Source organism: Pseudoxanthomonas spadix BD-a59 (assembly GCF_000233915.3).
In the GTDB taxonomy this organism is placed as follows: domain Bacteria; phylum Pseudomonadota; class Gammaproteobacteria; order Xanthomonadales; family Xanthomonadaceae; genus Pseudoxanthomonas_A; species Pseudoxanthomonas_A spadix.
Genome location: NC_016147.2, coordinates 3,309,016 through 3,332,634, shown reverse-complemented (window position 1 = coordinate 3,332,634; position 23,619 = coordinate 3,309,016). Strand labels below are relative to the sequence as shown.

Below are 23,619 nucleotides of genomic sequence, written 5' to 3'. Positions count from 1 at the left end.
AGTACGACTGGACTTCCGGCATCGTTGCGCCGGATCGCAATGGGGAAGCAGGACCTTCTATCTATGTCAGCCGTCATCCACTCAGCGTCCGGCGCGCAAGGCATGTGCGCCCTGGGCGTGGGCCCGCTGGAGCGCGTCATCGCCCGCAGCGGCGGCCAGGCCATCGACCTGGCCACCTTCCACGGCCATGTACGTGCCCTGGCCGCGCAGCTGCCGGCCGCTCGCCACGCGGTCAACCTTTGCCAGGACCGCTACCGGTTTCTGGTCGCCTTCTGCGCAGTGGCGCTGCGCGGGCAGGTGACGCTGCTGCCGTCCTCGCGCGCACCGACGGTGGTGGCCGAGGTGATGGAGCGCCATGCCGAAACCTATGCGTTGGGCGATGCGGCGATCGACCCGCCACCGGCCGCCTACTGGCGCCTGCCGGCCGCGCTGGCCAGTGTCCAGGGCCCGGTGCCGCAAGTGTCCGAGGACGCGGTGGTGTGCATCGGCTTCACTTCCGGCAGCACCGGCGCCCCCAAGCCGTTTCCCAAGACGCTGGCGGCCTTCCGCACCAGCAATGCGCAGAACCTGAGCGCGGTGGCCGACCTGTGGGGCGATGCCACGCCCAGCATCGTGGCGACCGTGCCGCCGCAGCACATGTATGGCATGGAGATGTCGGTGGTGATGCCGCTGCTCGGCGATGCCTGCGTGCACGGCGGCAAGCCGTTCTTCCCCCAGGACGTGGCCGCCGCGCTAGCGCAGATGCCCGCCCCGCGCCTGCTGGTGACCACCCCCGTACACCTGCGCGCGCTGGTCGAATCGGACGTGACCCTGCCGCCGCTGGCCGGCTACGTCTCGGCCACCGCACCGCTGGAACAGACACTGGCGCAGGCGGCCGAGGCGCGCTTTGGCGGGCAGCTGCGCGAGACCTTCGGGTCCACCGAGACCTGCATCTTCGCCCGCCGCCGCACCGCGCTGGAAACCGCCTGGACGCCGTTGCCCGGGGTGTGGCTGCAGCCACAGCCCGATGGCACCCTGGTGCATGCCCCGCACCTGCCGCAGCCGGTGGCATTGGCCGACCTGATGGAGGTCCAGGCCGACGGCCGCTTCCACCTGCGCGGCCGCCAGGCCGACCTGCTGGAGATCGCCGGCAAGCGCGCCTCGCTGGCCGATCTCACCCGGCGCCTGCTGGCCGTGCCCGGTGTGCGCGACGGGGCGGTGCTGCAGCTGGAGCCGGACCAGATGGGCGTGCGCCGCATCGCCGCGCTGGTGGTTGCCCCCGGCATGAGCGAACAGCAGGTGCTGGCGCAGCTGCGCGAGGCGATGGACCCGGTGTTCCTGCCGCGGCGCATCCGCCTGGTCGCCGCGTTGCCGCGCGGGGAGACCGGCAAGCTGCCGCGCGATGCGGCGCTGCGCCTGCTGGAGTGCTGAGCACGGCGCGCCGGATCTTGCGTTGACCGAATGAGGAGTCCATCACCCATGTCGGCTGTCATCGAGCGCTCTTCCCGCCCGCCACGACCCTGCGCGCTGGGGATCGGGCCGCTGCAGCGGGTCATCGCCCGCAGCGGCGGCGGCGAGATCACCGTGGCCACCTTCCACGGCCATGTGCGCGCACTGGCCGCGCAGCTGCCGGCCGGCCAGCATGCGGTCAACCTGTGCCAGGACCGCTATCGCTTCCTGGTGGCGCTGTGCGCGGTGGCCCTGCGCGGACAGGTGACGCTGCTGCCGCCTTCGCGTGCCCCGGCGGTGGTGGCAGAGCTGCTGGCCCGCCAGGCGGGGAGCTATGCCTTGGGCGATCAGGCGCTGGAGACTGCGCCGTCCCCCTACTGGCGCCTGCCGGAACCACTCGGCCAGGCCGACGGGCCGGTGCCGGAAGTGGACCCCGATGCGGTGTTCGCCGTGGCCTTCACCTCCGGCAGCACCGGCGCGCCGAAGGCGTTTGCCAAGACCTTGAGCCAGTTCCGGGCCAGCACCGCGCAGCTGGTGGCGGCGATGGCCGACCTGTGGGACGGGCGCACGCCCAGCATCGTGGCCACGGTGCCGCCCCAGCACATGTTCGGCCTGGAGCAGTCGGTGATGGTGCCGCTGCTGAGCAATGCCACCCTGCACGCTGGCCGCCCGTTCTTCCCGCAGGACGTGGCGCGCGCGCTGGAGCAGGTGCCGGCGCCGCGCATGCTGATCAGCACCCCGATGCATCTGCGCGCGCTGGTGGACTCGGGCGTGGCGCTGCCGCCGATCGCCGGTTGCGTGTCGGCCACCGCGGTGCTGGAGCAGGCGCTGGCCCAGGCCTTCGAGGCACGCTTTGGCGGGCAGCTGCGCGAGATCTTCGGTTCCACCGAGACCTGCATCTTCGCCTGCCGCCGCACCGCGCTGGAAACCGCCTGGACGCCGCTGCCCGGGGTCTGGCTGCAGCCACAGCCGGACGGCACCCTGGTGCATGCCCCACACCTGGCCGGGCCGGTGGCGCTGGCCGACCTGATGCAAGTCCACGCCGATGGCCGCTTCCACCTGCGCGGGCGCCAGGCCGACCTGCTGGAGATCGCCGGCAAGCGTGCCTCGCTGGGCGAGCTCACCGGCCGCCTGCTGGCCGTGCCCGGCGTGCGTGACGCGGTGATGGTGCAGCTGGATCGGCCCGGCAAGGTGCGTCGTACCGCCGCCCTGGTCGTGGCCCGGGACCTGTCCGAAGGCGAGCTGCTGACCTGCCTGCGCGGGGTGATGGACCCGGTGTTCCTGCCGCGCCGGATCCGCTTCGTCGACGCCCTGCCGCGCACCGACACCGGCAAGCTGTCGCGGGCCCAGTTGCTGCGCCTGCTCGGGGAACCGACATGAAAGACCGCCGGCAACGAGCCGATGCGCGACAGGCCGCGCCGGCTTCGGCCCGCGGCGACTTCTTGCCCATGGCGGCACCCGGGTCATCGAATCGCATTCCCGCAGCGGGCAGGCGAACGGGTCGGGTCCGTTGGGCGAGGTGTGGGAGCCGCTACAGCGGCGATGAAGCCTTACCTAACGCCTTCGCCGCGAGGGGGCCAGTCACGAACCGTGCACACCGTCGATTTCGACCCGCAGGTCGCGGCGGCAGATCGCCGCGTGCAGCAGCACCCGCGGCACCTCGGCCGGCAGGGATGCCTCAAGCAGGCCGGCGACCAGCGGCAGTTCGGCTGCCTCACGCACGTAGACCTTCAGCCGGCTGCCGGCGTCGAACGCGGCCGGCAGCGCCGGTGCATGCCGGCGCGCGCTGGCGATCAGCGCCTGGAAATTGGCAAAGGTCTCTTCCAGCTGCGCCCGGGTGGATTGTGGATGCAGGGTCCGGTGGCCGACCACCGCCGCGGTGCCCGACAACAGCAGCGGCGCATCGACGCTGGCCGGCGGCAGCATCGCCCGGGCAAAGCTCGGCGGCTGCGGGCCGTACTGGCGCGGATAGCGATAGGCGCTGACCTGGCGCGGATTTTCCACCGGCGTGCCGGGCCGGTTGCACGCCAGCCAGTAGACCTGCAGCGTGCGCACCCCATCGACCCGGCCGATCGCGGTGGCGGCCGGCAGGTGGCGGGTGTCGAACTGGCCCAGCCCGCGCACGCGGCCCACGCAGAAGCGGCGATAGCGTTCCTGGTCGCCTTCGCCCTCGGTGATCGCATCCAGGGAGTTCCAGATCCGCAACAGGTGCGCGGTGGCGCTGCTGGCGACGAACCGGGTCAGCAGTGCATAGGCCTGCGCAGTGGCGTCCTCGATGTCGCCGTCGGTTTCGTCGATCTGGATCGCGCCGAACTGCAGGGTGCCGTCGCTGGCCCAGGCGATCGCGCCATCGCGGCCGCGCACCACCGGCCGGGTGCTGCGCCAGACTTCCAGCGGCGCGGCGCCCAGCGGGGTCAGCGGCACGCGCAGATAGCGCGGATCGTCGCTGCCGGGTGCCTCGGGCCCGAAGCCGAACACGGCCAGCAGGCGGTCATCGTCCAGCAGCGCCGGCAGCTGCTCGGCCGGCAGGTAATCCACGTGCAGTCGGGTCGCATCGACCGGTCGCGGCGCCTTGGTGGACTGCGGATGACTCATGCCTGGCCTGCCGGGTCCGGCTGCAGGGTCTCGCCGCGGAAGCCTTCGGCAGGCTGGCACCTGCGCCGACGCCAGGCCTTGAATGCCTGCGGCACCATCGACAACACGTGCGCGCCGTAGATCAGGCGAAAGAGGCGCAGGCGCCGCTTGACCCGCGGCGAATCGAACACATCGCCGGCCAGCATTGCCACCAGCGCCGATTCGACCTGCAGGAAGTCGCGCGGATTGGCGAACAGCAGGCGCATGGTCGGCGAGGTGAAGCGATAGATGAACCATTTGAACTCGCGCACCCCTGCGTCCTGGCGGCGTTGCAGGGCCCGGCGCAGGGCCGGGGCGCGGCGGGGCGCGCGCAGGGCGGCATCGACCATCGCCGCGCCGTGCTCGCCGCTGTGCATGGCCAGGTGCACCCCGGAGGAGAACATCGGATCGACAAAGGCATAGGCATCGCCCAGCAGCAGCCAGCGCGGGCCGCTCATCCGGGTCGAGTCGTAGGCATAGTTGCCGGTGGCGTGGACCGGCGCCACGCGCACCGCGCCGGCCATGCGTTCGGCCACCTCCGGGTTCAGCGCCAGGGTCTGGTGCAGGAAGGCCTCCAGCTCGCCGCTGCGGGTCTTGAGATAGTCGGGAAAGCACACCGCGCCCACGCTGGTCACATCGTTCGGCAGCGGGATCAGCCAGATCCAGCCGTGCCGGTGGCGGTAGATGCTGATGTTGCCGGCATCGGCGCCCGGGCGCCGGGCCACGCCGGTGAAATGGCTGAACACCGCCGCCGACTGGTGCTGCGCATTCTTGCGGCGCAGCTTGAGCCGGGTGCCCAGGAACGCATCGCGGCCCGAGGCATCAAGCAGCCATCGCGGGCGGATTTCCACGCGGTGCTCGCCCTGGCGCGCCCACACGATGGGCTGGTCGCCATCAAAGTCCACCGCGGTCACCTGGGTCTGCTCGTGCGCGTCGACCCCTTCGCTGCGGGCTTTCTCGAACAGGATCCGGTCAAACCTGTCGCGCGGCACCTGCAGCGCAAAGCCGCATCTGGCATCCAGCGCCTGGTCGAAACGGAAGGTGTTGTAGCCACCGTCCTCCCTGGAGAAGTCGGCCCCCAGCTTGAGCGTGCCGATCGCGCGCATGTCCTCCATCACGCCCAGTCTTTCCAGCAGCGGCATGGTCATGGGCAGCAGCGATTCGCCAATATGGAAGCGCGGGTGGCGGGACTTCTCCAGCACGGTGACCTTCCAGCCGGCGCGGGCCAGCTGGATCGCCGCGGTGCTGCCGGCCGGGCCGCCGCCGATGATCAGCACATCCGGGGTGGCCTGCGGTGCTGCGCCGGACGCGGGGCCCGGACCGGGTGGAAACGCAATGGCGTCTGCGGTGGCGGAAGTCATGCGTGCGAGGCCTGCGCGTGCGGCGATCCTGATCCAGCGATCATCATAGCCTGCACGCCGCGCGGCCCGCCGGTTGCACGGGCGCGTCCGATGCACCATCGTGTCGCCCCTTCACCCCCTGGAAGCACCCTCGCATGTCCGCGCAAACCGCCGAAGAACACGAGCTGGCCCAGCTGCTGGTCGAGAGCCTGAACCTGGAAGGCGTGGACCCCGGCCAGATCGACCCGGAAGCCCCGCTGTTCAACACCGGTCTGGGCCTGGATTCGATCGACGCGCTGGAGCTGGCCCTGGCCATCGGCAAGACCTACGGGGTCCAGCTGCGCTCGGACAACGACGACAACCAGCGCATCTTCGCCTCGCTGCGGGCGCTGTCGACACATGTCCAGGCCGCCAGGACCCCCTGAGGCTGGCGTGTCCGCGCCCGCGCCGCAGGCCGGTGCCCGGTGGGCAGTGGCGGCGGCGCTGCTGCTGGCCATCGCCTATCCACCACTTGCCCACTGGGCCAATGCCAAGGGCAGCAGCCAGCTGGCCGTGCTGGCCGGGGTGGCACTGGTCCTGCTGCTGCTGATCGAGCCGATGGCCCGTCTGCGCGGCTGGGCCTGGGGGCTGGCCGTGGTGCTGCTGGCCGCGCTGGTGCCGCTGTGGCATTCGCCGCATGCGCTGCTGCTGCTGGCCGCGCCGCCGGTGCTGTTCACCGGCTGGGTCGCCTGGTTCTTCGGCCGCAGCCTGGTGGGCGGCCGCACGCCGCTGATCACCCGCATCGTCTGCGGCCTGTACGCGCAGGCCGGGCACGTGGCCGGCCCGGCGGAGCTGACCTATACGCGCCGGCTGACCGGCTGCTGGGCTGGCCTGCTGGCGATGATGACGCTGGCCAACCTGTTGCTGGGGCTGTGGGAGGTACCGGGCGGTGTGCTGGCCCAGCTGGGCCGGGTGCCGCCGCTGGCCATTGCCGATGCGCAGGCCTCGTTGTTCGCCAACCTGCTGGGCTACGGGGTGGTCGGCGGGTTCTTCCTTGGCGAATACGCCCTGCGCGCGCGCTGGTTCCCGGTGCGGCCCTACCGCAACCTGGTCGATTTCCTGCGCCAGCTGGTCCGGCTGGGGCCGGCCTTCTGGCGCGACGTGCTGCGTTGAAGCTGCGCCCACGCGCCGGGCGCGGGCCAACAGCGCTTGCGCCAGTACCTGCATTCACTGTTAAAAAATCGCAAATCCGCGCCGCCCAAGCGGCCGGTGCCCGGGTATCCTGTCGCGCATGAGCCTTTCGACCGACAACATGGGCGTGCAGTCGTCGCGGGCCTGCGGCAACCTCGCCTGGAGCGTCCTCAACGCCCTGCAGCTGGCCTTTACCCTGGCCTGGACGGCCGGCTGGATCAGCCTGGCGCTGCTGCTGCGCGCCCTGGGCACCGGCCCGGAGGTGGTGTTGCGCATGGCCGCGCGCTGTTGGGCGCCGGGCCTGGTCCGCGGCGCCGGCGCGCAGCTGGTGGTGGAAGGCGGCCGGGACATCGACTGGTCCAGGCCGCACCTGCTGGTGTCCAACCACCAGTCGGTGATCGACATCTGCGTGCTGTACATGGCGGTGCCGGCGCCGCTGCGCTTCCTGCTCAAGGCCGAGATGCTCAAGGTCCCGTTCGTGAACTGGTACGCCAAGGCCACCGGCATGCTGTTCCTGGACCGCGACAGCCGCCGCGCCGGGGCCCTGGTCCGGCGCCAGGCCGCCGCGCTGCTGGGCCGGGGCCAGAACCTGTGCCTGTTCCCGGAAGGCACCCGCAGCCGCACCGGCGCGCTGGCGCCGTTCAAGGCCGGGTTGCTGCAGGCGGCCATCGACGCCGGGGTACCGGTGGTGCCGGTGGCCATCGACGGGTGTGGCAAGGTGCTGCCGGCGCAGGGCCTGTTCCGGGTGCGTCCGGGCCCCATCCGGGTGCGCATCGGCGCGCCGATCCCGGTGCGCGATGAAGCCGGCATGCTGCTGGACCGGCAAGCGCTCACCCGGCGTGCCCACGAGTCGGTGCGCACCCTGCTCGAACCGCGCCTTTGACAAGCGCATGGAATTTGCCGTCCCGCACGACCATCCCGCCCTGCCCGGACATTTCCCCGGCCACCCCATCGTGCCCGGCGTGGTGGTCCTGGACCATGTGCTGGATGCGATCCAGGCCCAGCACGGCCTGCTGCACGGCGGCCTGCGCCTGCCGCAGGTGAAGTTCGTCCAGCCGCTGCTGCCGGGCCAGCGCGCGCGCATCGTCCTGGAAGGCGCCGCGCCGCGCTGGAAGTTCCGCGTGCTGCGCGGCCAGACCCTGCTGGCCAGCGGCGAGATCGTGGCTGCCGGTGGCGCGCCATGAACAGCGCCTGGAAGCAGCGTCCGGAAGGCGGCACCCGGTTTGGCCTGCGCCTGATCCGCACCATCGCCTGCCACGGCGGCCGGCCGCTGGCGCGCGCGCTGCTGGTCCCGATCACCGCCTACTTCATGCTGGTGCGCGGCCCGGAGCGCCGCGCCTCGCGCGCCTATCTCGGCCGCGTGCTCGACCGGCCGGTGCGCTGGCTGGACGTGGCCCGCCACTTCCACACCTTCGCCTCGGTGATCCTGGACCGGGTGTTCCTGCTCAGCGGACGCATGGAGCAGTTTCATGTCCAGGTCAGCGGCCTGGAGCAGCTGCATGCGCAGATGGACAAGGGCCGCGGGGTGCTGATCTTCGGCTCGCACCTGGGCAGCTTCGATGCGCTGCGGGTGCTGGCCCAGGAGCGTCCCGACGTGCAGGTCCGGGTGGTGCTGGACAAGGCCCAGGCGCCGGCACTGACCGAGCTGCTGGGCGCGCTCAATCCGCAGCTGGCCGAGCGCATCATCGATGCCGGCATGGACAGCACCTCGATCGTCATGGCGATCAAGCAGGCCACCGACGCCGGCCACCTGGTGGCGCTGCTGGTCGATCGCACCCGCCCGGAAGACCCGTTCCTGCCGGCGCAGTTCCTGGGCGCACAGGCGCAGTTCCCGACCTCGCCCTGGCTGATCGCCGCGGTGCTCAAGGTGCCGGTGGTGCTGGCCTTCGGCCTGTACCACGGCGGCGCCCGCTACACGCTGGCGTTCGAGACCTACAGCGAGGGCCTGGAGGTCTCGCGCCGCAACCGCGCCGCCTGCCTGGGTGTGCTCATCCGGGGTTATGCCGAACGGCTCGAGCATTACGCCCGGCATGCGCCCTACAACTGGTTCAACTTCTATGATTTCTGGAACGCCAAGCATGACCAGGGCAAGCTCCACCTGGAGCCGGGTGCTGATGCTGATGCTGCTGTGCAGCGCCGGACCGCTGTGCGCCGCATCGCCTGAGCCGGCCGCCGACCCGCCCGACCCGGCCTGGATCCTGTCCAGGATCGCCCGGCCCGGCGCGATCACCACCCAGTTCGTCGAACTGCGCGACTCGGCCCTGCTGAACACCCCGCTGCGTCTGCAGGGCCGCTACATGCGCGATGCCGACGCCACCCTGGTGCGCGAGGTGACCGCGCCGTACCACGAGAAGATCACGCTCAGGGGCCAGACCGCCACGCTGGAACGCGACGGCAAGCAGCCGCGCACCTTCGCGCTGGCGCGCGCGCCGGAACTGCTCGGCCTGCAGCACGCCTTCGGTGCGCTGCTGTCCGGCGACGCCGCCCAGCTGCAGCAACACTACACGCTCAGCGCCGCCGGCACGCGCCAGGCCTGGCAGCTCAGGCTCGATCCCAGGCAGGCGGCCGCCGCCCAGGCGCCGGTGCGCCAGATCCAGCTCTACGGCCGCGGCGCCGAACTGCGTTGCATCGAGACCACCGATGACAAGGGCCAACACCAGCGCACGTTGCTGGCCGGCGCCGCGCAGGCGGCGGCCCAGGTCGAAGACGCCGATGCCCTGGCCGCGCTGTGCCGCGGCCAACCCGGGTGAGGCTGCCTGACCGCGCACGCACCGGGGTGGCGGTGCTGTGGCTGCTGGCACTGCTGGGCCTGGGGGCGTGGCTGGGCCATTCGCTCAAGCTCTCCGGCGACCTGCGCAAGTTCATGCCCGATGCGCGCACCCCGGCGCAGAAGCTGCTGCTGGACGAACTGGGCCAGGGCCCGGGTTCGCGCCTGTTGCTGATGGCCATCTCCGGCAGCGATCCGGCCACCCTGGCCAGGCAGTCGCAGGCGCTGCGCGCCAGGCTGGAGGCGGACAGGGACCTGTTCGCCATGATCAGCAACGGCGGGCAATCGCCCATCGATGCGATCCCGGGCAGCTGGCTGCCGTACCGGTTCCTGCTGACCGACCGCTACGACCAGCAGCGGCTGGATGCGCAGACCCTGCACGCGCAACTGGCCGAGCGCGTGCAGGACCTGGGCTCGCCGGCGGCCGGCATGATCGAGCCGCTGCTGCCGCGCGACCCGACCCTGGAACTTCTGTACGTGGCCCAGCGCCTGCAGCCGGCCCGGGCGCCGCAGCAGATCGAAGGGGTGTGGTTCGACAGGGCCGGCACGCGCGCGCTGCTGGTGGCCCAGACCATCGCCGGCGGCTTCGACCCGAGCGGCCAGCAGCAGGCCGTGGCCGCGATCGACGCCGCCTTCGAGGAGATCGCCAGGGGCACCGGAAGCACGCTGCTGCTGACCGGGCCGGGCGCGTTTTCGGTGGAGATCAGTACCCGCACCCAGAACGAGACCCGGTGGATCGGGGTGTTCGATACCGTCGGCCTGATCGTGCTGCTGCTGGTGGCCTATCGCAGCTGGAAGATCCCGCTGCTGGGCGTGCTGCCGCTGGCCAGCGCCGGCCTGGCCGGCATGGCCGCGGTGATGCTGTGCTTCGACCAGGTCCACGGCATCACCCTGGCGTTTGGCTTCACCCTGATCGGCGTGGTCCAGGACTATCCGATCCATCTGTTCAGCCATCAGCGTCCCGGCCTGGACCCGCGCGCCAATGCGCGCCGGCTGTGGCCGACCCTGGCCACCGGCGTGGTCTCCACCTGCATCGCCTACATCACCTTCTTTTTTTCCGGCGTGGAGGGCCTGCGCCAGCTGGCGGTGTTCACCATCACCGGCCTGGCCGTGGCCGCGCTGCTCACCCGCCTGGTGATGCCCGAACTGCTGGATCCGGCCACCGGCGATTTTGCCGATTCGAAACTGATGGGCCGCCTGGGTGATGCCATCGAACGCCTGCCGCGGCCGCGCTGGTCGCTGGCGCTGCTGGCGGTGATCGCCGCGGGGGTGATCGTGGCGGTGCCCACCCCGTTCTGGCAGCACGATCTGTCCAGGCTGACCCCGGTGCCGGTCGAATCGCTCAGGCACGATCAGGACCTGCGCCAGGAACTGGGCGCGCCCGATGTGACCTACGTGCTGGCCGTGCAGGCGCCCACCCGCGAAGCGGCGCTGGCCGCCTCCGAGGCGCTGCGCCCGCGCCTGGATGCGCAGGTGGCCAAGGGCGCGCTGGCCAGCTACGACATGGCCGCCCGCTACCTGCCCAGCGCAGGGCTGCAGCAGCATCGCCAGCAGCAGCTGCCCGAGCCGGCCGCGGCGCGGGCGATGCTGGACGCGGCGCTGGCCGGCTTGCCGTTCCGCAGCGAGGTGTTCGCCCCGTTTCTGGCCGATCTGGAACAGGCCCGCACCGCCAGGCCGCTGACCGAAGCCGAGCTGGCCGACACGCCGCTGGCCGCGCCCGTGCAGGGCCTGCTGCTGGACGGCGGCGACCACCTCACCGCGCTGGTCTCGATGAGCGGCATCGGCGATCCGCAGGCGCTGGCCGCCGCGCTCCGGGGCAGTGGCGCCCAGTGGATCGACCTGCGCGAAGCCTCGCGCACCCTGGTCGACACCTACCACCGCGTGCTGGTGGCGATGGGCGTGGCCGCGGTGCTGCTGGCCATCGTGGTGGCCATCGCCCTGCGCGAGCCTCGCCGGATCGTGCGGGTGCTGCTGCCGATGGGGCTGAGCGTGCTGCTGATCCTGGCGGTGCTGCGCGCACTGGGCGTGGAACTGAACCTGTTCCACCTGATCTCGATGATCCTTGGTGCCGGCCTGGGCCTGGACTACGCGCTGTTCTTCGACCATGCCGGCGACGATGCGGCCGACCAGCGCCGCACCCTGCATGCGCTGATCGTGTGCAGCCTGATGACCCTGCTGGTGTTCGTGCTGCTGGCCCTGTCCAGCATCCCGGTGCTGCGCGCGATCGGTGCGACCGTGGCGATGGGCGTGGTGTTCAACTTCGTCCTGGCGCTGCTGGTCTCGCGCCAGCCGCGCGCAAAACAGGTGACCGATGCACAGCCGTGAAGCGATCGCCGCGCTGGTCCCGCACCAGGGCCTGATGTGCCTGTGGCAGGAAGTCGTGCACTGGGACGCTGCGCGCATCGTGCTGCGCAGCCACGGGCATCTCGATGCAGCCCATCCGCTGCGCGCGCACGGCCGCCTGGGTGCCGTGCACCTGTGCGAATACGGCGCCCAGGCGATGGCCGTGCACGGCGGCCTGCTCGGTCAGGCCAATGGCGCACCGGTGCGCCCGGGCGTGCTGGTCGCGCTGCGCAACGTGGTCCTGCACGTGGACACCCTGGACCCGTTGCACGGACCCCTGCAAGGCCAGGCCGACGTGCTGATCCACGGCCAGGACAGCCAGCAATACGCCTTCCGCATCCACCACGCCGACACCCTGCTGGCCGAAGGCCGCGCCTCGGTGGTGCTGGGGCAGGCGTCATAGCGAACCGGTGCCTTCAGGTTTTCGCTTCGGTGGCGGCTCCCACCGCATCGGCGACGCCGTACATCTGCGTGACCTGTTTTTGCGACTGCTAGCATGCCGCGCATGACTTCAGGAACAACTCCCAAACCCCAACGCCGCGCGCTGGTGACTGGCGGCAGCGGTGATCTGGGTGGGGCGATCTGCACCGCGCTGGCGGCAGGCGGTTTCCAGGTGATCGTCCACGCCAACCGCGGCATCGACCGTGCCGAACGGGTGGTGCAGCAGATCATCCAGGCCGGCGGCAGCGCGCAGGCCATCGCCTTCGACGTGGTTGACCAGGCCGCCAGCGCCGCAGGCATCGCCGCGCTGCTGGAAGGCGGCCCGGTGCAGGTGGTGGTCAACAACGCCGGCATCCACGACGACGCGCCGATGGCGGGCATGACCGCCCGGCAATGGCATCGGGTGATCGACGTGTCGCTGCATGGTTTTTTCAACGTCACCCAGCCGTTGCTGCTGCCGATGGCGCGCACGCGCTGGGGCCGGGTGGTGTGCGTGTCCTCGGTGGCTGCGGTCACCGGCAATCGCGGGCAGACCAACTACGCGGCGGCCAAGTCGGCCCTGCACGGGGCAACCAGGTCGCTGGCGCGCGAGATGGCCAGCCGCGGCATCACCGCAAATGTGGTCGCCCCGGGGGTGATCGAAGGGGCGATGATCGGCGCGCAATTCCCGCCGGAGGTGCTCAAGCAACTGGTGCCCGCCGCCCGCGCCGGCAAGCCGGAGGAAGTCGCCGCGCTGGTGGCGTTCCTGTGCAGCGATGCGGCCGGCTACATCAATGGCCAGGTGATCGGGGTCAACGGGGGGATGGGCTGAACGCCTGGGCGTCGCCCATACGGCAACGGGCGTCCGCTATGCCGCGTCGGCGTACCACGCCGGATCCAGCGATTGCTCGCCTGCTGCCAGGCCGGCCAGCAATGGCTGCAGGCCATGGTCGTCGATGTCGGGGTGACGCAGCCGGGCGCGGGTGAGGATCTCCCCGGCCAGCCATTCCATGCGCGCCACGTTGGCCTGCAGGCGGGCGTTGAGCGCGTCGCTGTCCAGGGGGTCGTTGAGCGCGCGGTTCATTTCATGGAACCAGCCGATCACGCGCTGGTCGAGCATCCGGCCATCGGTCAATCCCGGCGGTGCGGCACGGTTGCGCCGGCCCCAGTCGGCCAGCAGCGCCTGCAGGCCCAGGTTGAGCGCGCGTCCGCGCAGCAGCAGTGGACGCAGCCGGCCCAGCAGCGAAACATCGGTCAGGCGCCCGGCGAAGAACAGCGGCGCCAGCAACGCCCAGTAGTAGGTGTAGTCCCAGATCACCTTGACCGGCATCACCTGGGCATCGCCGAACAGCGGGTACTGGCCCTGGTAGAGGGTCAGGGTGTTCTCGTAGAAGCTCTGGTACAGCTGGTCGAAGATGCTGGCGTAGGGGGCGAAGTTGCCGCCGGCGCGGTCGCGCGCGATCAGCTCGGCCACGTAGGTGTTGGAAATGGCGATGAAATCGCTGCCCGGCGAGTAGAACGGATCCAGGAACACCCCGGCCTCGCCGGTCAGCGCCCAGCGGTCGCCGGAAAACACCTGCTTGCAGCCATAGGAGAAGTGCTTGAGGAACAGGAAGTCGCGCAGGGTGTGCTCGCGCCTTTCCAGCGCGGTGGCCACCCGCGGCTGGTGTTCGCGCAGCCAGGCCATGGCCTTGTCGTGGGTGTTCATGGTGTCCAGCGGATGGATGTCCGCATCGCAGACGATGCCCAGCGAGTGCGCGCCGGAGGACAGCGGGATCAGCCAGAACCAGTAGCCCGGCCCGCACATGTGGTTGGTCGAACGCCAGCGCTCCGGTGGCGTGCAGCGCGCCAGCCAGGCCGGATCATCGGACCAGTCGTTGGGATCGACCAGGCCGTCCACCCGCCACCACACCGCATTGGCGTTGTGGTCGTTGGCCTGGGCCAGGCCGAGCTTGCGCTTGAGCAGGCCGGCGCGGCCGCTGGCATCGACCACCCAGCGCGCACTCAGCTGCGCGGCCTCACCGCTGCGCTGGTAACGCACCGCGTGGTCGTCCTGGCCGCCGGCCAGGTCCACGCCCCGCACACTGGCGCCATCGATGAAATCCACGCCCAGCGCACGCGCCTGTTGGCCCAGGAAATTCTCGAAGCGGCCGCGATCGATCTGCCATGACGGCGTCGGCAGCAGCTGGCTCACGCCCAGCTCGGTGCACTGGTCGATGTGCTGCTGGCCCTCGGAGAAGAAGAAGCGGAAGCCGAACTTGCGGATCTGTTCGCGCTCCAGATGGCCGCGCAGGCCCAGCACCTCGGCGAAGTAGTGCGCGCCGATCTCCACGGTCGATTCGCCGACCTTGAAGGCGGCCTCGCGCACCGGATGGGCGCGGCGCTCGATCACGCTCACCGCGAGCTGCCGGTCCTGGCGCTTGAGCTGCAGGGCCAGGGTCAGACCGGCCAGGCCACCGCCCAGGATCGCCACATCGGTACGAGCGCTCATCGAGCATCCATTGCGGTCAAGAGGTGGCCGGCACGGTAGCAAATTCGCCGTCCGGGTCGTAGATCACCGGCCGATGCCGGCGGGTGCTCCTGTACTGGCCCAGCACGTGGCCGTAGGACAGGATCTGGGCGGCCACATGCACGGTGATGCTGGCCAGGTCTCGGACCAGGCGGAAATGGCTCTTGCGGAACTGGCCGCCTTCCAGATGCAGGTAGCGTGTTTCCACCGGCACCGACACCAGGCGCGCGTTGGCCCGACGCGCGGCGCTGATCAGGATCTGCGCCTCGAACACGAAGCCTTCGCCGGCCACATCGGGCAGGGTGAACACGCTGCGCGGATAGAAGCGCTGGCCGCTTTGGGTATCGACCATGCGGAAGCCGCAGGCCCAGGCGATGCCCCAGTCGCCAAAATCGTTGCCGATCCGGCGGATGGTCGGCTGGCTGGCGCGCTTGCGCAGGCGTGCGCCGTTGACCACCCAGCCCGGATAGGCATTGGCCGCCTGCAGCAGGCGCGGCAGGTCGCTGGCCTTGTGCTGGCCGTCGCCGTCCATGGTCAGCACGCCCTGGACGCCCATGCGCGCGGCCTGGGCAAACCCGCTGCGCAAGGCGGCGCCCTTGCCCCTGCGCTGCCGATGGCGGATCAGCGTGATCGGCAGGTCGGCGATGCACGCGCTGGTGCCATCGTCGGAGCCGTCATCGACCACGATCACGTGCGGACACACTGCCAGCGCGTCGGTGACCACTTCGCGGATGCGCAGCCTTTCATTCAGCGCCGGGATCAGCACCGCCACGTCCTGCATGGTCAGCGCGGTCAACGCCCGATCTCCACCTGCAGCTGCGCGCCGTTGCCGGCATCGAGATGGCAGTGCGCCGCGCCGCTGGCCAGCGCGTCGAACAGCGGCAGCATAGGCGCCATCGCGTTGCCGGCGGCGTGGTGTTCCAGCCGGCCGGCCGGCGCGCGGGCATGGCCGCCGGTGCCCAGAGTGGCCCGCAGCAGCGGGCCATCGCCTTGGTGGGTCAGTACCAGCGCGCCGCCGAGCAGCCCCTGGCTGTGCGACACCCGCCCCAGCGGCCCGCTCGACTGGCTGTCGTAGCCGACCAGCAGCAGCGCCTCGGTGCCGGTGGCCAGCTGGGTCAGGGCTTCCAGCAACCCTTGTGCAAAGCTGCCGTGGAAGGCGCTCAGCGCGGTGGCCGGCGCGTGGGTCTGGGCGCCGATGGTCCAGTAGCCGGCCGCCGCGTTGTGCACCGAGTTGTGGAAGCGGATCGGCGAGAGCCCGGCCGGATCCTCGGCCAGCTGCCGGCACATGTAGTCGGTGATGGCCAGGTCGCCATGGGTGGAGGTGAACACCGACGGCAGCGTGCCCGGATCGCGCTGGGCGTCGGCGCACGCGGCCAGCGCCACTTCCAGCGCCACGGCCACCGTCTCCGGCGCGCGGCGGCGCTCGTTGGGCGCCAGCAGCTGTGGCGAAGGCCTGCCGGGGGCATCGGCCGGCAGCGCGCCGCCTTGCGCGTAGGCCTGTGCAGCGCTCCAGCTAGGCAAACCGCGGCACCAGAATCCGATCCCCGCGATGCGCGCGGTCAGGGTGGGTGAGCTCATGGGCGGGCAAACACCAGCGCGCAGTTGTTGCCGCCGAAGCCGAAGGAATTGTTCATCGCGTAGTGCAGCGCGCGCCGCTCGGGCGCCAGGCGGATCTGCGGACCGCAGACCGGGTCGGGGATCGTGGCATTGAGCGTGCCCGGCAGATGGCCGGTGTCCAGTGCAATCAGGGCGAACACCGATTCGACGATGCCGGCCGCGCCCAGCGTGTGTCCGGTCCAGGCCTTGGTCGAGGCCGCATGCAGCGCCTCGGGAAACAGCGCCGCCACGGCGATCGCCTCGACCGCGTCGTTGGCCGGGGTCGAGGTGCCGTGCAGGTTCAGATAATCCAGCTGCGCCGCCTCGATCCCGGCGCGGGCCAGCGCATCGCGCATGGCCAGCTGCGCGCCCAGGCCTTGCGGATGCGGCGCGGACATGTGGTGGGCATCGCTGGATTCGCCATAGCCGCGCAGCTGCAGGGGGTCGGTCTCGGTGGCCCGTTCGAGCAGGGCAAAGCCGCCGGCTTCACCCAGCGAAAGCCCATCGCGGCTGGCATCGAACGGCTTGCACTTGTCCCTGGACACCAGCTGCAGGGCGTTGAAGCCATACAGCACGCTGCCGCACAAGGTATCCACGCCGCCCACCAGCGCGGCATCGACCACGCCGGCCTGGATCAGGCGGGCGGCCTGGGCGAACACCTTGGCGCTGGACGAACAGGCGGTGGCCACGGTCACGCACGGCCCGGCCAGGCCAGTGGCGTGCTGGACGAAATCGCCGATCGAGTGGGGGGTGTGCACGATCGGGCGCTGCAGGTCGTCGGCGAAGCGCTCGCCGCCGGCATCGCGGTCCAGGCGCGTGTAGGCTTCCTCGCTGGCGCCGATGCTGGAGGTCGAGGTGCCCATCACCACCGCCACGCGCGCCGCGCCGTAACGCGCAGCCGCGGCACCAACCGCATCCAGCAGCCCGTCCTGCTGCAGCGCCAGCCAGGCCAGGCGGTTGTTGCGGCAGTCCCACCGGGCCAGTACCGGCGGCAGCTGCACCTCTTCCACGCCTTCGACCCGGCCGATCCAGCAGTCCAGGCGCGGGGCCGGTCCAAAGTCATTGGGGCGCAGTCCGCTGCGGCGCTGGTCCAGCGCCTCGGCCTGGGCCAGGCGGCCGGCGCCCAAGGCGGTGGTGGCGGTGTAGGCGGTGATCGCCAGCGGCGTCATGCGAGGCGGTGACGGCATCAGAACCGATGTATCAGCAGATGGCGGGCGAGTATAGCCAGTGCCCGTGAGCGCGCGCTGGGTCCGCCGCTGAACGTGACAGGTGCCAGGCGGTCTTCCGCGCGTGCGTCGGTTCCCCCCCTGCGGCATTTCCCGCACAATCGCCAAACTTCCTTCAGAACCCTTCCGCACGCAGCTGATGCATGCGTTCATCTACAAGAGCCTGCGCAAGGCAGAGACTTACGTGTACCTGGTGGCCCGCGATGATTTTGCGCGGCTGCCGCCGCCGTTGCGCGCGCAGCTGGGGACGCTGGTGTTCGTGCTGGAAGTGACCCTCACCCCCGGGCGCAAGCTGGCGCGCGAGGACGTGGCGGTGGTGCGGCGCAACCTAGCCACCCAGGGATTCCATCTCCAGTTTCCGCCCACCCAGCTGGATCCCTTGCCCGATGCCTGAGCACGCGCGTCGGCCGGTGCCTGCGGCATGGGGCGCGTTGGGGGTGGGCCTGGCGCTGGCGGCGCTGACCTGGTTCGGCGGCGGGGTCGCAGCGGCCGGCGCCGTGCTGGCCCAGCCGGCGCTGGCGCTGGCGGTGTCCTGGCAGGCGCGCACGCGCGCGCCGGCGCGGCGGGATTTTTTCAGGCGTGACCTGGCCGCACTGCTGGCGGTGTGGGCGCTGGGCTTTGTGGTGATCGCCGCACTGCTGGCCTGGCCGTTGCAGGCCGTGCGCGCCAGCGGCAGCCTGGGCGCGGCGCTGGGCCTGAGCGCGGCGGCCGGCACCTGCCTGATCGGGCTGTGGCGGACCTGGCCGTTGTGGCAGCGGGTGGAAGCCGAAGGCGGCGGCCTGGCCCAGCAGTGGCGGGCGATGGCCGGGCGCGATCCCGGCGACTGGCACGGTTTGGCCGTGGCCGCGGTGGTGGCGGTGGTGATTGGCTTGGGCCTGAGCCTGGCCTGGCCGGCGCTGTGGCCCGACACCCTGCGCGGCGCGGCGACCCTCGGCTATGTGCTCGCGCTGCCGCTGCTGCACTGGGGCCTGCAGCGGACCCCGCGTGCCGGTGGCCTGCCAGTGCTGGAAATGCCCGCGCGGCCGAGCGCGCCGAAGGTCGCGCCGACGCCCGCGCCCGCACCGGTCCCTGCCCCGACACCCGAACCCCTGCGCGCCACGCCGGCTGCCGGGCCGGCGCAGGACCCGGCCCTGTACGAGGCGGCCCGCAGCGGCCGGGTCGAACGCGCCCTGGAGTTGATCGGAGCCGGCGCCAATCCGCGTGCGCTGCCGCCGGCCGGGGCCCGTGACCAGCGCAGCCTGGCGGTGCTGGCCGCGGTGCTGCCCGACCTGCGCCTGCTGCGTCTGCTGATCGCCAAGGGGATCGACCTCAACCAGGCCCACGCCGGCATGACGCCACTGCTGGCCGCCACCCGCGACAGCTGGCACGGCCGCCCCGATGCGGTCACCACGCTGCTGACCAACGGCGCCGATCCGCGCCAGGCCGACCACGACGGCAATACCCCCTTGCACCACGCCGCGCGCAGTTCCGATCCCGGCGTGGCCGCGCTGCTGCGCGATGCGGCGGCCGACCTGGATGCCCGCAACGCCGAGGGCCTCACCCCGCTGGGCATCGCCTGCATGGCCGGCAACTGGCGCCTGGCCAGGTTCCTGCTGGAGCGCGGCGCCAAGGCCGAGCCGGCCGGCGCCCAGCCGGTGCTGCTGGCCGCGGCCGGCACCGAGGAGGACGATGCCGCGGGGGTGCAGCTGCTGCTCAGGCACAAGGCCAGGATCGACACCCGCGGCGCACACGGCCGCAGCGCCCTGCACGAAGCCGCGCGCGCCGGCCATGCCGAGATCCTGGCTGCGCTGCTGGGCGCCGGTGCCCCGGTCGAGGCCCGCGACCAGGCCGGCATCACGCCATGGCTGGATGTGGTCCGCAGCGGCAATGTCGCTGCGGTGGAGGTGCTGGCCGCGGCTGGCGCCGACCTGCACGCGCGCGATGCACAAGGCCGCAACGCGATCCTGCTGGCTTGCAGTGGCGAACAGGTCTGCCTGCCCCTGGTCAAGCGCCTGCTCGAACTGGGCCTGGACCCGGACCAGCCCGGCGCCGATGGCCGGCGCGCGGTCGAGCTCGCCGCCGCCGCCGGGCGTTGGGCACTGGTCTCGCTGCTGGATCCGGGCTACCTGCTGCCCAGTGCGGCCTCCAGCCTGGACAGCCAGCAGCCACCGCCGGACCAGGCCCCGCTGGGGCTGCTGCGCGAGGCGCTCGGGCGCGGCCAGGACCAGGGCCTGGCCGACCTGGCGCGGCTGTGTTCGCCGGCCGAGCTGGGCAGCCTCCTGCATGCCCCGGCCCTGTCCACCGCGCCGCGCGCGCTGGCCTGGCTGCTGCGCCACGACGCACTGGGCGAAGTCCGTGATGTGCACGGCGACGTGCCGCTGCTGGCCAGCCTGGCGCGCGGCCCGTCGGCACTGCCGGCCACGCGGGTGCTGCTCGATGCCGGCCTGGCCCCGGCTGGCGGCGCTGGCCTGGCCCGTTTCCTGGCCGCCTGCGTCCAGGCCCAGGCGCGCGCCGATCGCGCCGCCCAGGCGCTGGCCCTGGAACTGCTGGCGCGCGGCGCCGATCCCTTCGCCGCCACGGCCGCTGGCGACCGGCCACTCTCGCTGGCCGTGCGCCTGGACTGGAGCGCGCTGGTCGAGGCGCTGCTGGCGCTGGGCGTGGACCGCGAGGCCCGCGACGCGCGCGGCATGTCCGCCCTGCACCTGGCCACCGCGCTGGGCAACCTACCGATGGTGCGGCGCCTGATCGCCGGCGGCGCATCGCCCGATGCCCGTGCTGCCGATGGCCAGACCCCGCTCGGGGTGGCCCTGTCCAGCGGCCGCCGCGATCTGGCCGACTGGCTGGACTGGCGCGGCTGGGCCCTGCCGCAGCGGCCGCTGCGCGCCGGCGACCTGCCGCTGGCGGCGATCGCCGGCGACGTCGATGCCGTGCGCCGCCTGCTGGAACTGGGGTTCGCGGTCGATTCGCTCGACCCCCAGGGCTGCAGCGCGCTGCTGCGCGCGGCCGGTGGCGGCCACCTGGCGGTGGTCGACCTGCTGCTGGCGCGCGGCGCCGATCCGCAGTGCGCCGCGCGCACCGGGGCCACGCCGCTGTCGGCGGCGGTGAGCATGCGCCAGAGCGCCATCGTCAACGCCCTGCTGCAGGCTGGCGCCGACATCGAATACCGCCTGCCCGGCCAGGTCAGCGTGCTGATGCTCGGCGCCGCGCTGGGCCTGCCGGACATCGTCGCGCGCCTGCTCAGCGCCGGGGCCAACGTGCATGCGGTCGATGCCCAGGGCCTGACGGCGCTGCACTGCGCCGGGCTGTTCGGCTTCATCGCCGGCGACCGCGCGCGCCTGTTGGCGCTGCTGGACACCTTGCTGCTGGCCGGGGCCGAGCCCGACGCCGCCATGCCCGGCACGGTCACCCCGCTGCTGCTGTTGCTGGGCGCGCGCGCCGAGCCGGGCACGCGCTGCGACGAGGAGGTGATCCTGGCCGGCCTGGACCGGCTGCTGGACGAAGACATCGCCCTGGATGCGCGCGATCCGCGCGGCTTCGGCCCACTGCACCTGGCTGCGCTGCACGGCCTGCTGCGGGTGGTCCAGCGGCTGCTGCGCGCCGGCGCCGACCCGGACCTGCGCGACGCGCTCAACCGCAGCCCGCGCGAGATCGCGATCATGCGCGGCTTCGTCGATGTCGCCGGCGAACTGGCCCCCAGCGTCCTGCCCGGCCGCGGCGCGCCGATCGCCCGCTACCTGCGCGAACCGCGCTGACCGTTGACCCTCTGCGCGCACCCTGCACGAGCCCTGGCCATGTCCGACCGCGATGACCCCGACGCCCCGCTGACCTGGGCCGAATTCGAACGCGTGCAACTGGTGGCCGGCACGATCCTGCGGGTCGAGCCGTTTGCGCAGGCACGCAAGCCGGCCTACCAGGTCTGGGCCGATTTCGGCCCGTACGGCCAGCGCAAGACCAGCGCCCAGATCACCGAGCTCTACACCCCCGAGGATCTGGTGGGCAGGCAGATCGTGGCGGTCATCAACTTCCCGGAAAAACAGATCGGCCCGTTCCGCTCGCAGTTCCTGCTGACCGGTGCCTACACCGACGCCGGGGTGGTGCTGACCACGCTGGAACGACCGGTGCCCAACGGCGCGCGCCTGGGCTGAAGCGCGTGCGATTGCCGGCGCGGCCCAGCCCGGCCGGTCGTCGCGCCGTCACCTGAGCCGGTCGCAGGTGAGACAAGGCGGCCCGCGCCGCAGCGGATGCGCAGGCCACACGGGGTCACGATGGCCTCACAGGCGGCTCGGCCGACAGGCCGTCGCGGACGATGCCGTCGTCGCCGGAGATATCGGCGGCAAAGAGCCTCTCCAGGTCACGGCGTGCATCGCGGGTGCTCTGCAGCAGGGCTGCCTCGTCGTCATAGATCAGGTATTGCTCGCGCAAGAGTTTTTCGTCGTGCGCGCGGAACTGCCTGGCGTGCGCCGCCGCGGTGCTGGCGGAAATGCCCAGCGCGGTCAATGTCCGCTCGCCCATCTCCAGGCTGGAGCCGAAGGTCTCGCGGAACGGTTCGGCGCCCAGGTCCATCAGCCGCCAGGCGTGCTGGCGGTTGCGCGCGCGCGCCAGCACCTTGGCGGTGGGATACATGCGCCGGATCAGGCGCGTGGCCTTGATGTTGGTATCCGGGTCGTCGATGGCCACCACGAACACCTTGCAATGCTGCGCCCCGGCCGCGCGCAGCAGCTCCGGGCGGGTGGGATCGCCATAGAACAGCCGCGCGTTGCCGAACCGGCGCAGGGCGTCCACCGTCTCCGGGCTGTGTTCCAGGGCCACGAACGGCAGCCGTTGCGCAGTCAGCAGGCGCGCCACGATCTGGCCGAAGCGGCCCATGCCGGCGATCAGCACCTGCGGCTGCTGGTCGTCGACCTCGTCGAAGGCGCGGGTCTGCGCGGCCGCCGGTGCATGGTCCAGCCAGCGGCCGGCGGCGATCAGCAACAGCGGCGTGGCCGCCATCGACAGGCCCACCATCGCCACCAGCCGGTCATGGTGCCTGATGCTGAGCAGGTCGGCCTGCTGGGCCTGGTTGAACACCACGAAGGCGAATTCGCCGCCCAGCCACAGCACCCCGCCCAGCTTCAGCGCCGAACGCCAGCTCATCTTCTGTTGCCAGCGTCCCAGTGCGACCAGCACGCCCATCTTGACCAGCAGCAGTGCCACCACCCCGGCGGCGATGATCTGCGGCTCGGCGCGGATCCGGTCCAGGTCGATGCTCATGCCCACCGAGATGAAGAACAGGCCCAGCAGCAGGCTCTTGAACGGCTCGATCTGCGATTCCAGCTCGTGGCGGAATTCCGAATCGGACAGCAGCACCCCGGCCAGGAATGCGCCCAGCCCGGCGCTCAGACCGGCCAGCTGCAGGAACCACGCGCTTCCCAGCACCACCAGCAGCGCGGCGGCGGTGAACACCTCGGGCATGGCGGTGCGGGCCACCGCGCGGAACAGATGGTGCAACAGCAGCCGTCCACCCACGACCACGACCACGATCGCGCCCACGGCGTGCAGGGCCGCCGGCCAGGTCAGGGTCTGGTTCTTGGCCCCGCCCAGCAGCGGGATCGCCGCCAGCAGCGGGATCGCCGCCAGGTCCTGGAACAGCAGCACTGCAAAGCCGGCACGCCCGTAGTCGCTGGTCAGTTCCTTGCGCTCGGACAGCAGCTGCAGGCTGACCGCGGTGGAGGACAGCGCCAGGCCCATGCCCACCACCAGCGCGGTCCTCCAGGGCAGGCCCAGGCCCAGGCAGATCCCGCCCAGCAGCACGGTGCTCAGCAGCACCTGCAGCCCACCGGTGCCGAACACCGGCTTGCGCATCACCTTCAGGCGTGCCGGCGAGAGCTCCAGCCCGATCACGAACAGCAGCATCACCACGCCCACTTCCGACGCGTTGAGGATCCGCCCGGTATCGCGCACCAGGCCCAGGCCGTCGGGCCCCAGCACCGCCCCGGCCACCAGGTAGGCCAGCACCGCGCCCAGCCCGAAGCGCTTGAACGCCGGCACCGCGAGCACGCCGGCCAACAGGAACACCAGGGCAATTTCCAGACCGCCGCCGTGCATCGGACACTCCTCAGCCAGGCCGCATTATGCGGCCTCGGGCAAGCCGGGCCCGGCAGCGTGCTCGATCGAGGTCATCAGCGCACAAGCGCCGGTCGTGCTGAACCCGCATGACACCAAGCAAGAAGCTCCGCCATGAAAAACACC

Annotated in this window: 21 protein-coding genes; 14 read left to right on the top strand and 7 right to left on the bottom strand. The window is 71.6% G+C overall.

What is annotated here, in order from left to right; translation table 11 throughout:
* Positions 1 to 111 precede the first annotated feature (111 nt).
* Together DSC_RS15055 and DSC_RS15050 are read left to right on the top strand one after the other, a co-directional pair.
* Positions 112 to 1,410, top strand: a complete 1,299-nt coding sequence (locus DSC_RS15055; RefSeq protein WP_425476628.1) for an AMP-binding protein — start codon at positions 112 to 114, stop codon at positions 1,408 to 1,410.
* Between the two features lie 48 nt (positions 1,411 to 1,458).
* Positions 1,459 to 2,808 carry a class I adenylate-forming enzyme family protein gene (locus tag DSC_RS15050; RefSeq protein WP_014162065.1) on the top strand — a complete coding sequence of 450 codons (1,350 nt, stop codon included), beginning with the start codon at positions 1,459 to 1,461 and terminating at the stop codon, positions 2,806 to 2,808.
* 201 nt (positions 2,809 to 3,009) lie between these two features.
* On the opposite strand, the gene DSC_RS15045 is transcribed toward DSC_RS15050, so the two are convergent.
* Together DSC_RS15045 and DSC_RS15040 are read right to left on the bottom strand one after the other, a co-directional pair.
* Positions 3,010 to 4,023 carry a chorismate transformation FkbO/Hyg5 family protein gene (locus DSC_RS15045; RefSeq protein ID WP_014162064.1) on the bottom strand — a complete coding sequence of 338 codons (1,014 nt, stop codon included), beginning with the start codon at positions 4,021 to 4,023 and terminating at the stop codon, positions 3,010 to 3,012.
* Complete coding sequence (locus DSC_RS15040; RefSeq protein ID WP_043291479.1) at positions 4,020 to 5,402, bottom strand: NAD(P)/FAD-dependent oxidoreductase; 1,383 nt, start codon at positions 5,400 to 5,402, stop codon at positions 4,020 to 4,022. The genes DSC_RS15045 and DSC_RS15040 overlap by 4 nt, the downstream gene beginning before the upstream one ends.
* A gap of 134 nt (positions 5,403 to 5,536) precedes the next feature.
* Here DSC_RS15040 and DSC_RS15035 point away from each other — a divergent pair, with 134 nt between their 5' ends.
* The 9 genes from DSC_RS15035 (at position 5,537) to fabG (ending at position 12,913) form a co-directional block, all read left to right on the top strand.
* A complete protein-coding gene (locus tag DSC_RS15035) occupies positions 5,537 to 5,806 on the top strand; it encodes a phosphopantetheine-binding protein (RefSeq protein ID WP_014162062.1) in 270 nt (89 codons plus the stop codon).
* Positions 5,781 to 6,533, top strand: a complete 753-nt coding sequence (locus DSC_RS15030; RefSeq protein WP_043290774.1) for a hypothetical protein — start codon at positions 5,781 to 5,783, stop codon at positions 6,531 to 6,533. Before DSC_RS15035 ends, DSC_RS15030 begins: the two co-directional genes overlap by 26 nt.
* Positions 6,534 to 6,678: 145 nt before the next feature.
* Positions 6,679 to 7,434: a lysophospholipid acyltransferase family protein gene (locus tag DSC_RS15025; protein WP_425476627.1), complete on the top strand. Its 756-nt coding sequence runs from the start codon at positions 6,679 to 6,681 to the stop codon at positions 7,432 to 7,434.
* 7 nt (positions 7,435 to 7,441) lie between these two features.
* Positions 7,442 to 7,735 (top strand): ApeI family dehydratase, encoded by a 294-nt coding sequence (locus DSC_RS15020; RefSeq protein ID WP_014162059.1) that lies wholly within the window; start codon positions 7,442 to 7,444, stop codon positions 7,733 to 7,735.
* Positions 7,732 to 8,715, top strand: a complete 984-nt coding sequence (locus tag DSC_RS15015) for a lysophospholipid acyltransferase family protein (RefSeq protein ID WP_014162058.1) — start codon at positions 7,732 to 7,734, stop codon at positions 8,713 to 8,715. Before DSC_RS15020 ends, DSC_RS15015 begins: the two co-directional genes overlap by 4 nt.
* Positions 8,630 to 9,301: a LolA-related protein gene (locus tag DSC_RS15010; protein ID WP_337998574.1), complete on the top strand. Its 672-nt coding sequence runs from the start codon at positions 8,630 to 8,632 to the stop codon at positions 9,299 to 9,301. The genes DSC_RS15015 and DSC_RS15010 overlap by 86 nt, the downstream gene beginning before the upstream one ends.
* Entirely contained in the window at positions 9,298 to 11,643 is a 2,346-nt protein-coding gene (locus DSC_RS15005) for an MMPL family transporter (RefSeq protein ID WP_043290769.1), read from the top strand. Before DSC_RS15010 ends, DSC_RS15005 begins: the two co-directional genes overlap by 4 nt.
* Positions 11,630 to 12,064, top strand: coding sequence for a hotdog family protein (locus tag DSC_RS15000; protein WP_014162055.1), 435 nt, complete (start codon positions 11,630 to 11,632; stop codon positions 12,062 to 12,064). Before DSC_RS15005 ends, DSC_RS15000 begins: the two co-directional genes overlap by 14 nt.
* A 102-nt stretch (positions 12,065 to 12,166) precedes the next feature.
* Complete coding sequence (fabG, locus tag DSC_RS14995) at positions 12,167 to 12,913, top strand: 3-oxoacyl-ACP reductase FabG (RefSeq protein WP_043290767.1); 747 nt, start codon at positions 12,167 to 12,169, stop codon at positions 12,911 to 12,913.
* Between the two features lie 36 nt (positions 12,914 to 12,949).
* Here the strand turns inward: fabG and DSC_RS14990 are convergent, their stop codons facing one another.
* The 4 genes from DSC_RS14990 to DSC_RS14975 are packed head-to-tail and all read right to left on the bottom strand — an operon-like array spanning position 12,950 to position 17,355.
* Positions 12,950 to 14,572 carry an NAD(P)/FAD-dependent oxidoreductase gene (locus DSC_RS14990; RefSeq protein WP_043290766.1) on the bottom strand — a complete coding sequence of 541 codons (1,623 nt, stop codon included), beginning with the start codon at positions 14,570 to 14,572 and terminating at the stop codon, positions 12,950 to 12,952.
* Positions 14,573 to 14,588: 16 nt separating this feature from the next.
* Positions 14,589 to 15,371, bottom strand: coding sequence for a glycosyltransferase family 2 protein (locus DSC_RS14985; RefSeq protein WP_043291476.1), 783 nt, complete (start codon positions 15,369 to 15,371; stop codon positions 14,589 to 14,591).
* Between the two features lie 11 nt (positions 15,372 to 15,382).
* Complete coding sequence (locus DSC_RS14980; RefSeq protein WP_014162051.1) at positions 15,383 to 16,168, bottom strand: beta-ketoacyl synthase chain length factor; 786 nt, start codon at positions 16,166 to 16,168, stop codon at positions 15,383 to 15,385.
* Positions 16,165 to 17,355, bottom strand: coding sequence for a beta-ketoacyl-[acyl-carrier-protein] synthase family protein (locus tag DSC_RS14975; protein ID WP_014162050.1), 1,191 nt, complete (start codon positions 17,353 to 17,355; stop codon positions 16,165 to 16,167). The genes DSC_RS14980 and DSC_RS14975 overlap by 4 nt, the downstream gene beginning before the upstream one ends.
* 196 nt (positions 17,356 to 17,551) lie before the next feature.
* Between DSC_RS14975 and DSC_RS14970 the strand changes: the two genes are divergently transcribed.
* Genes DSC_RS14970 through DSC_RS14960 form a run of 3 tightly spaced genes read left to right on the top strand, consistent with a single transcriptional unit; the run spans position 17,552 to position 21,536 of the window.
* Positions 17,552 to 17,806, top strand: a complete 255-nt coding sequence (locus tag DSC_RS14970) for a YcgL domain-containing protein (RefSeq protein WP_014162049.1) — start codon at positions 17,552 to 17,554, stop codon at positions 17,804 to 17,806.
* Positions 17,799 to 21,143 (top strand): ankyrin repeat domain-containing protein, encoded by a 3,345-nt coding sequence (locus DSC_RS14965; RefSeq protein ID WP_043290762.1) that lies wholly within the window; start codon positions 17,799 to 17,801, stop codon positions 21,141 to 21,143. Before DSC_RS14970 ends, DSC_RS14965 begins: the two co-directional genes overlap by 8 nt.
* Positions 21,144 to 21,182: 39 nt before the next feature.
* Positions 21,183 to 21,536 (top strand): tRNA-binding protein, encoded by a 354-nt coding sequence (locus tag DSC_RS14960; protein ID WP_014162047.1) that lies wholly within the window; start codon positions 21,183 to 21,185, stop codon positions 21,534 to 21,536.
* A 115-nt stretch (positions 21,537 to 21,651) separates the two neighbouring features.
* Here DSC_RS14960 and DSC_RS14955 read toward each other — a convergent pair whose 3' ends face one another.
* A complete protein-coding gene (locus DSC_RS14955) occupies positions 21,652 to 23,475 on the bottom strand; it encodes a monovalent cation:proton antiporter-2 (CPA2) family protein (protein WP_014162046.1) in 1,824 nt (607 codons plus the stop codon).
* Positions 23,476 to 23,619: the final 144 nt, after the last annotated feature.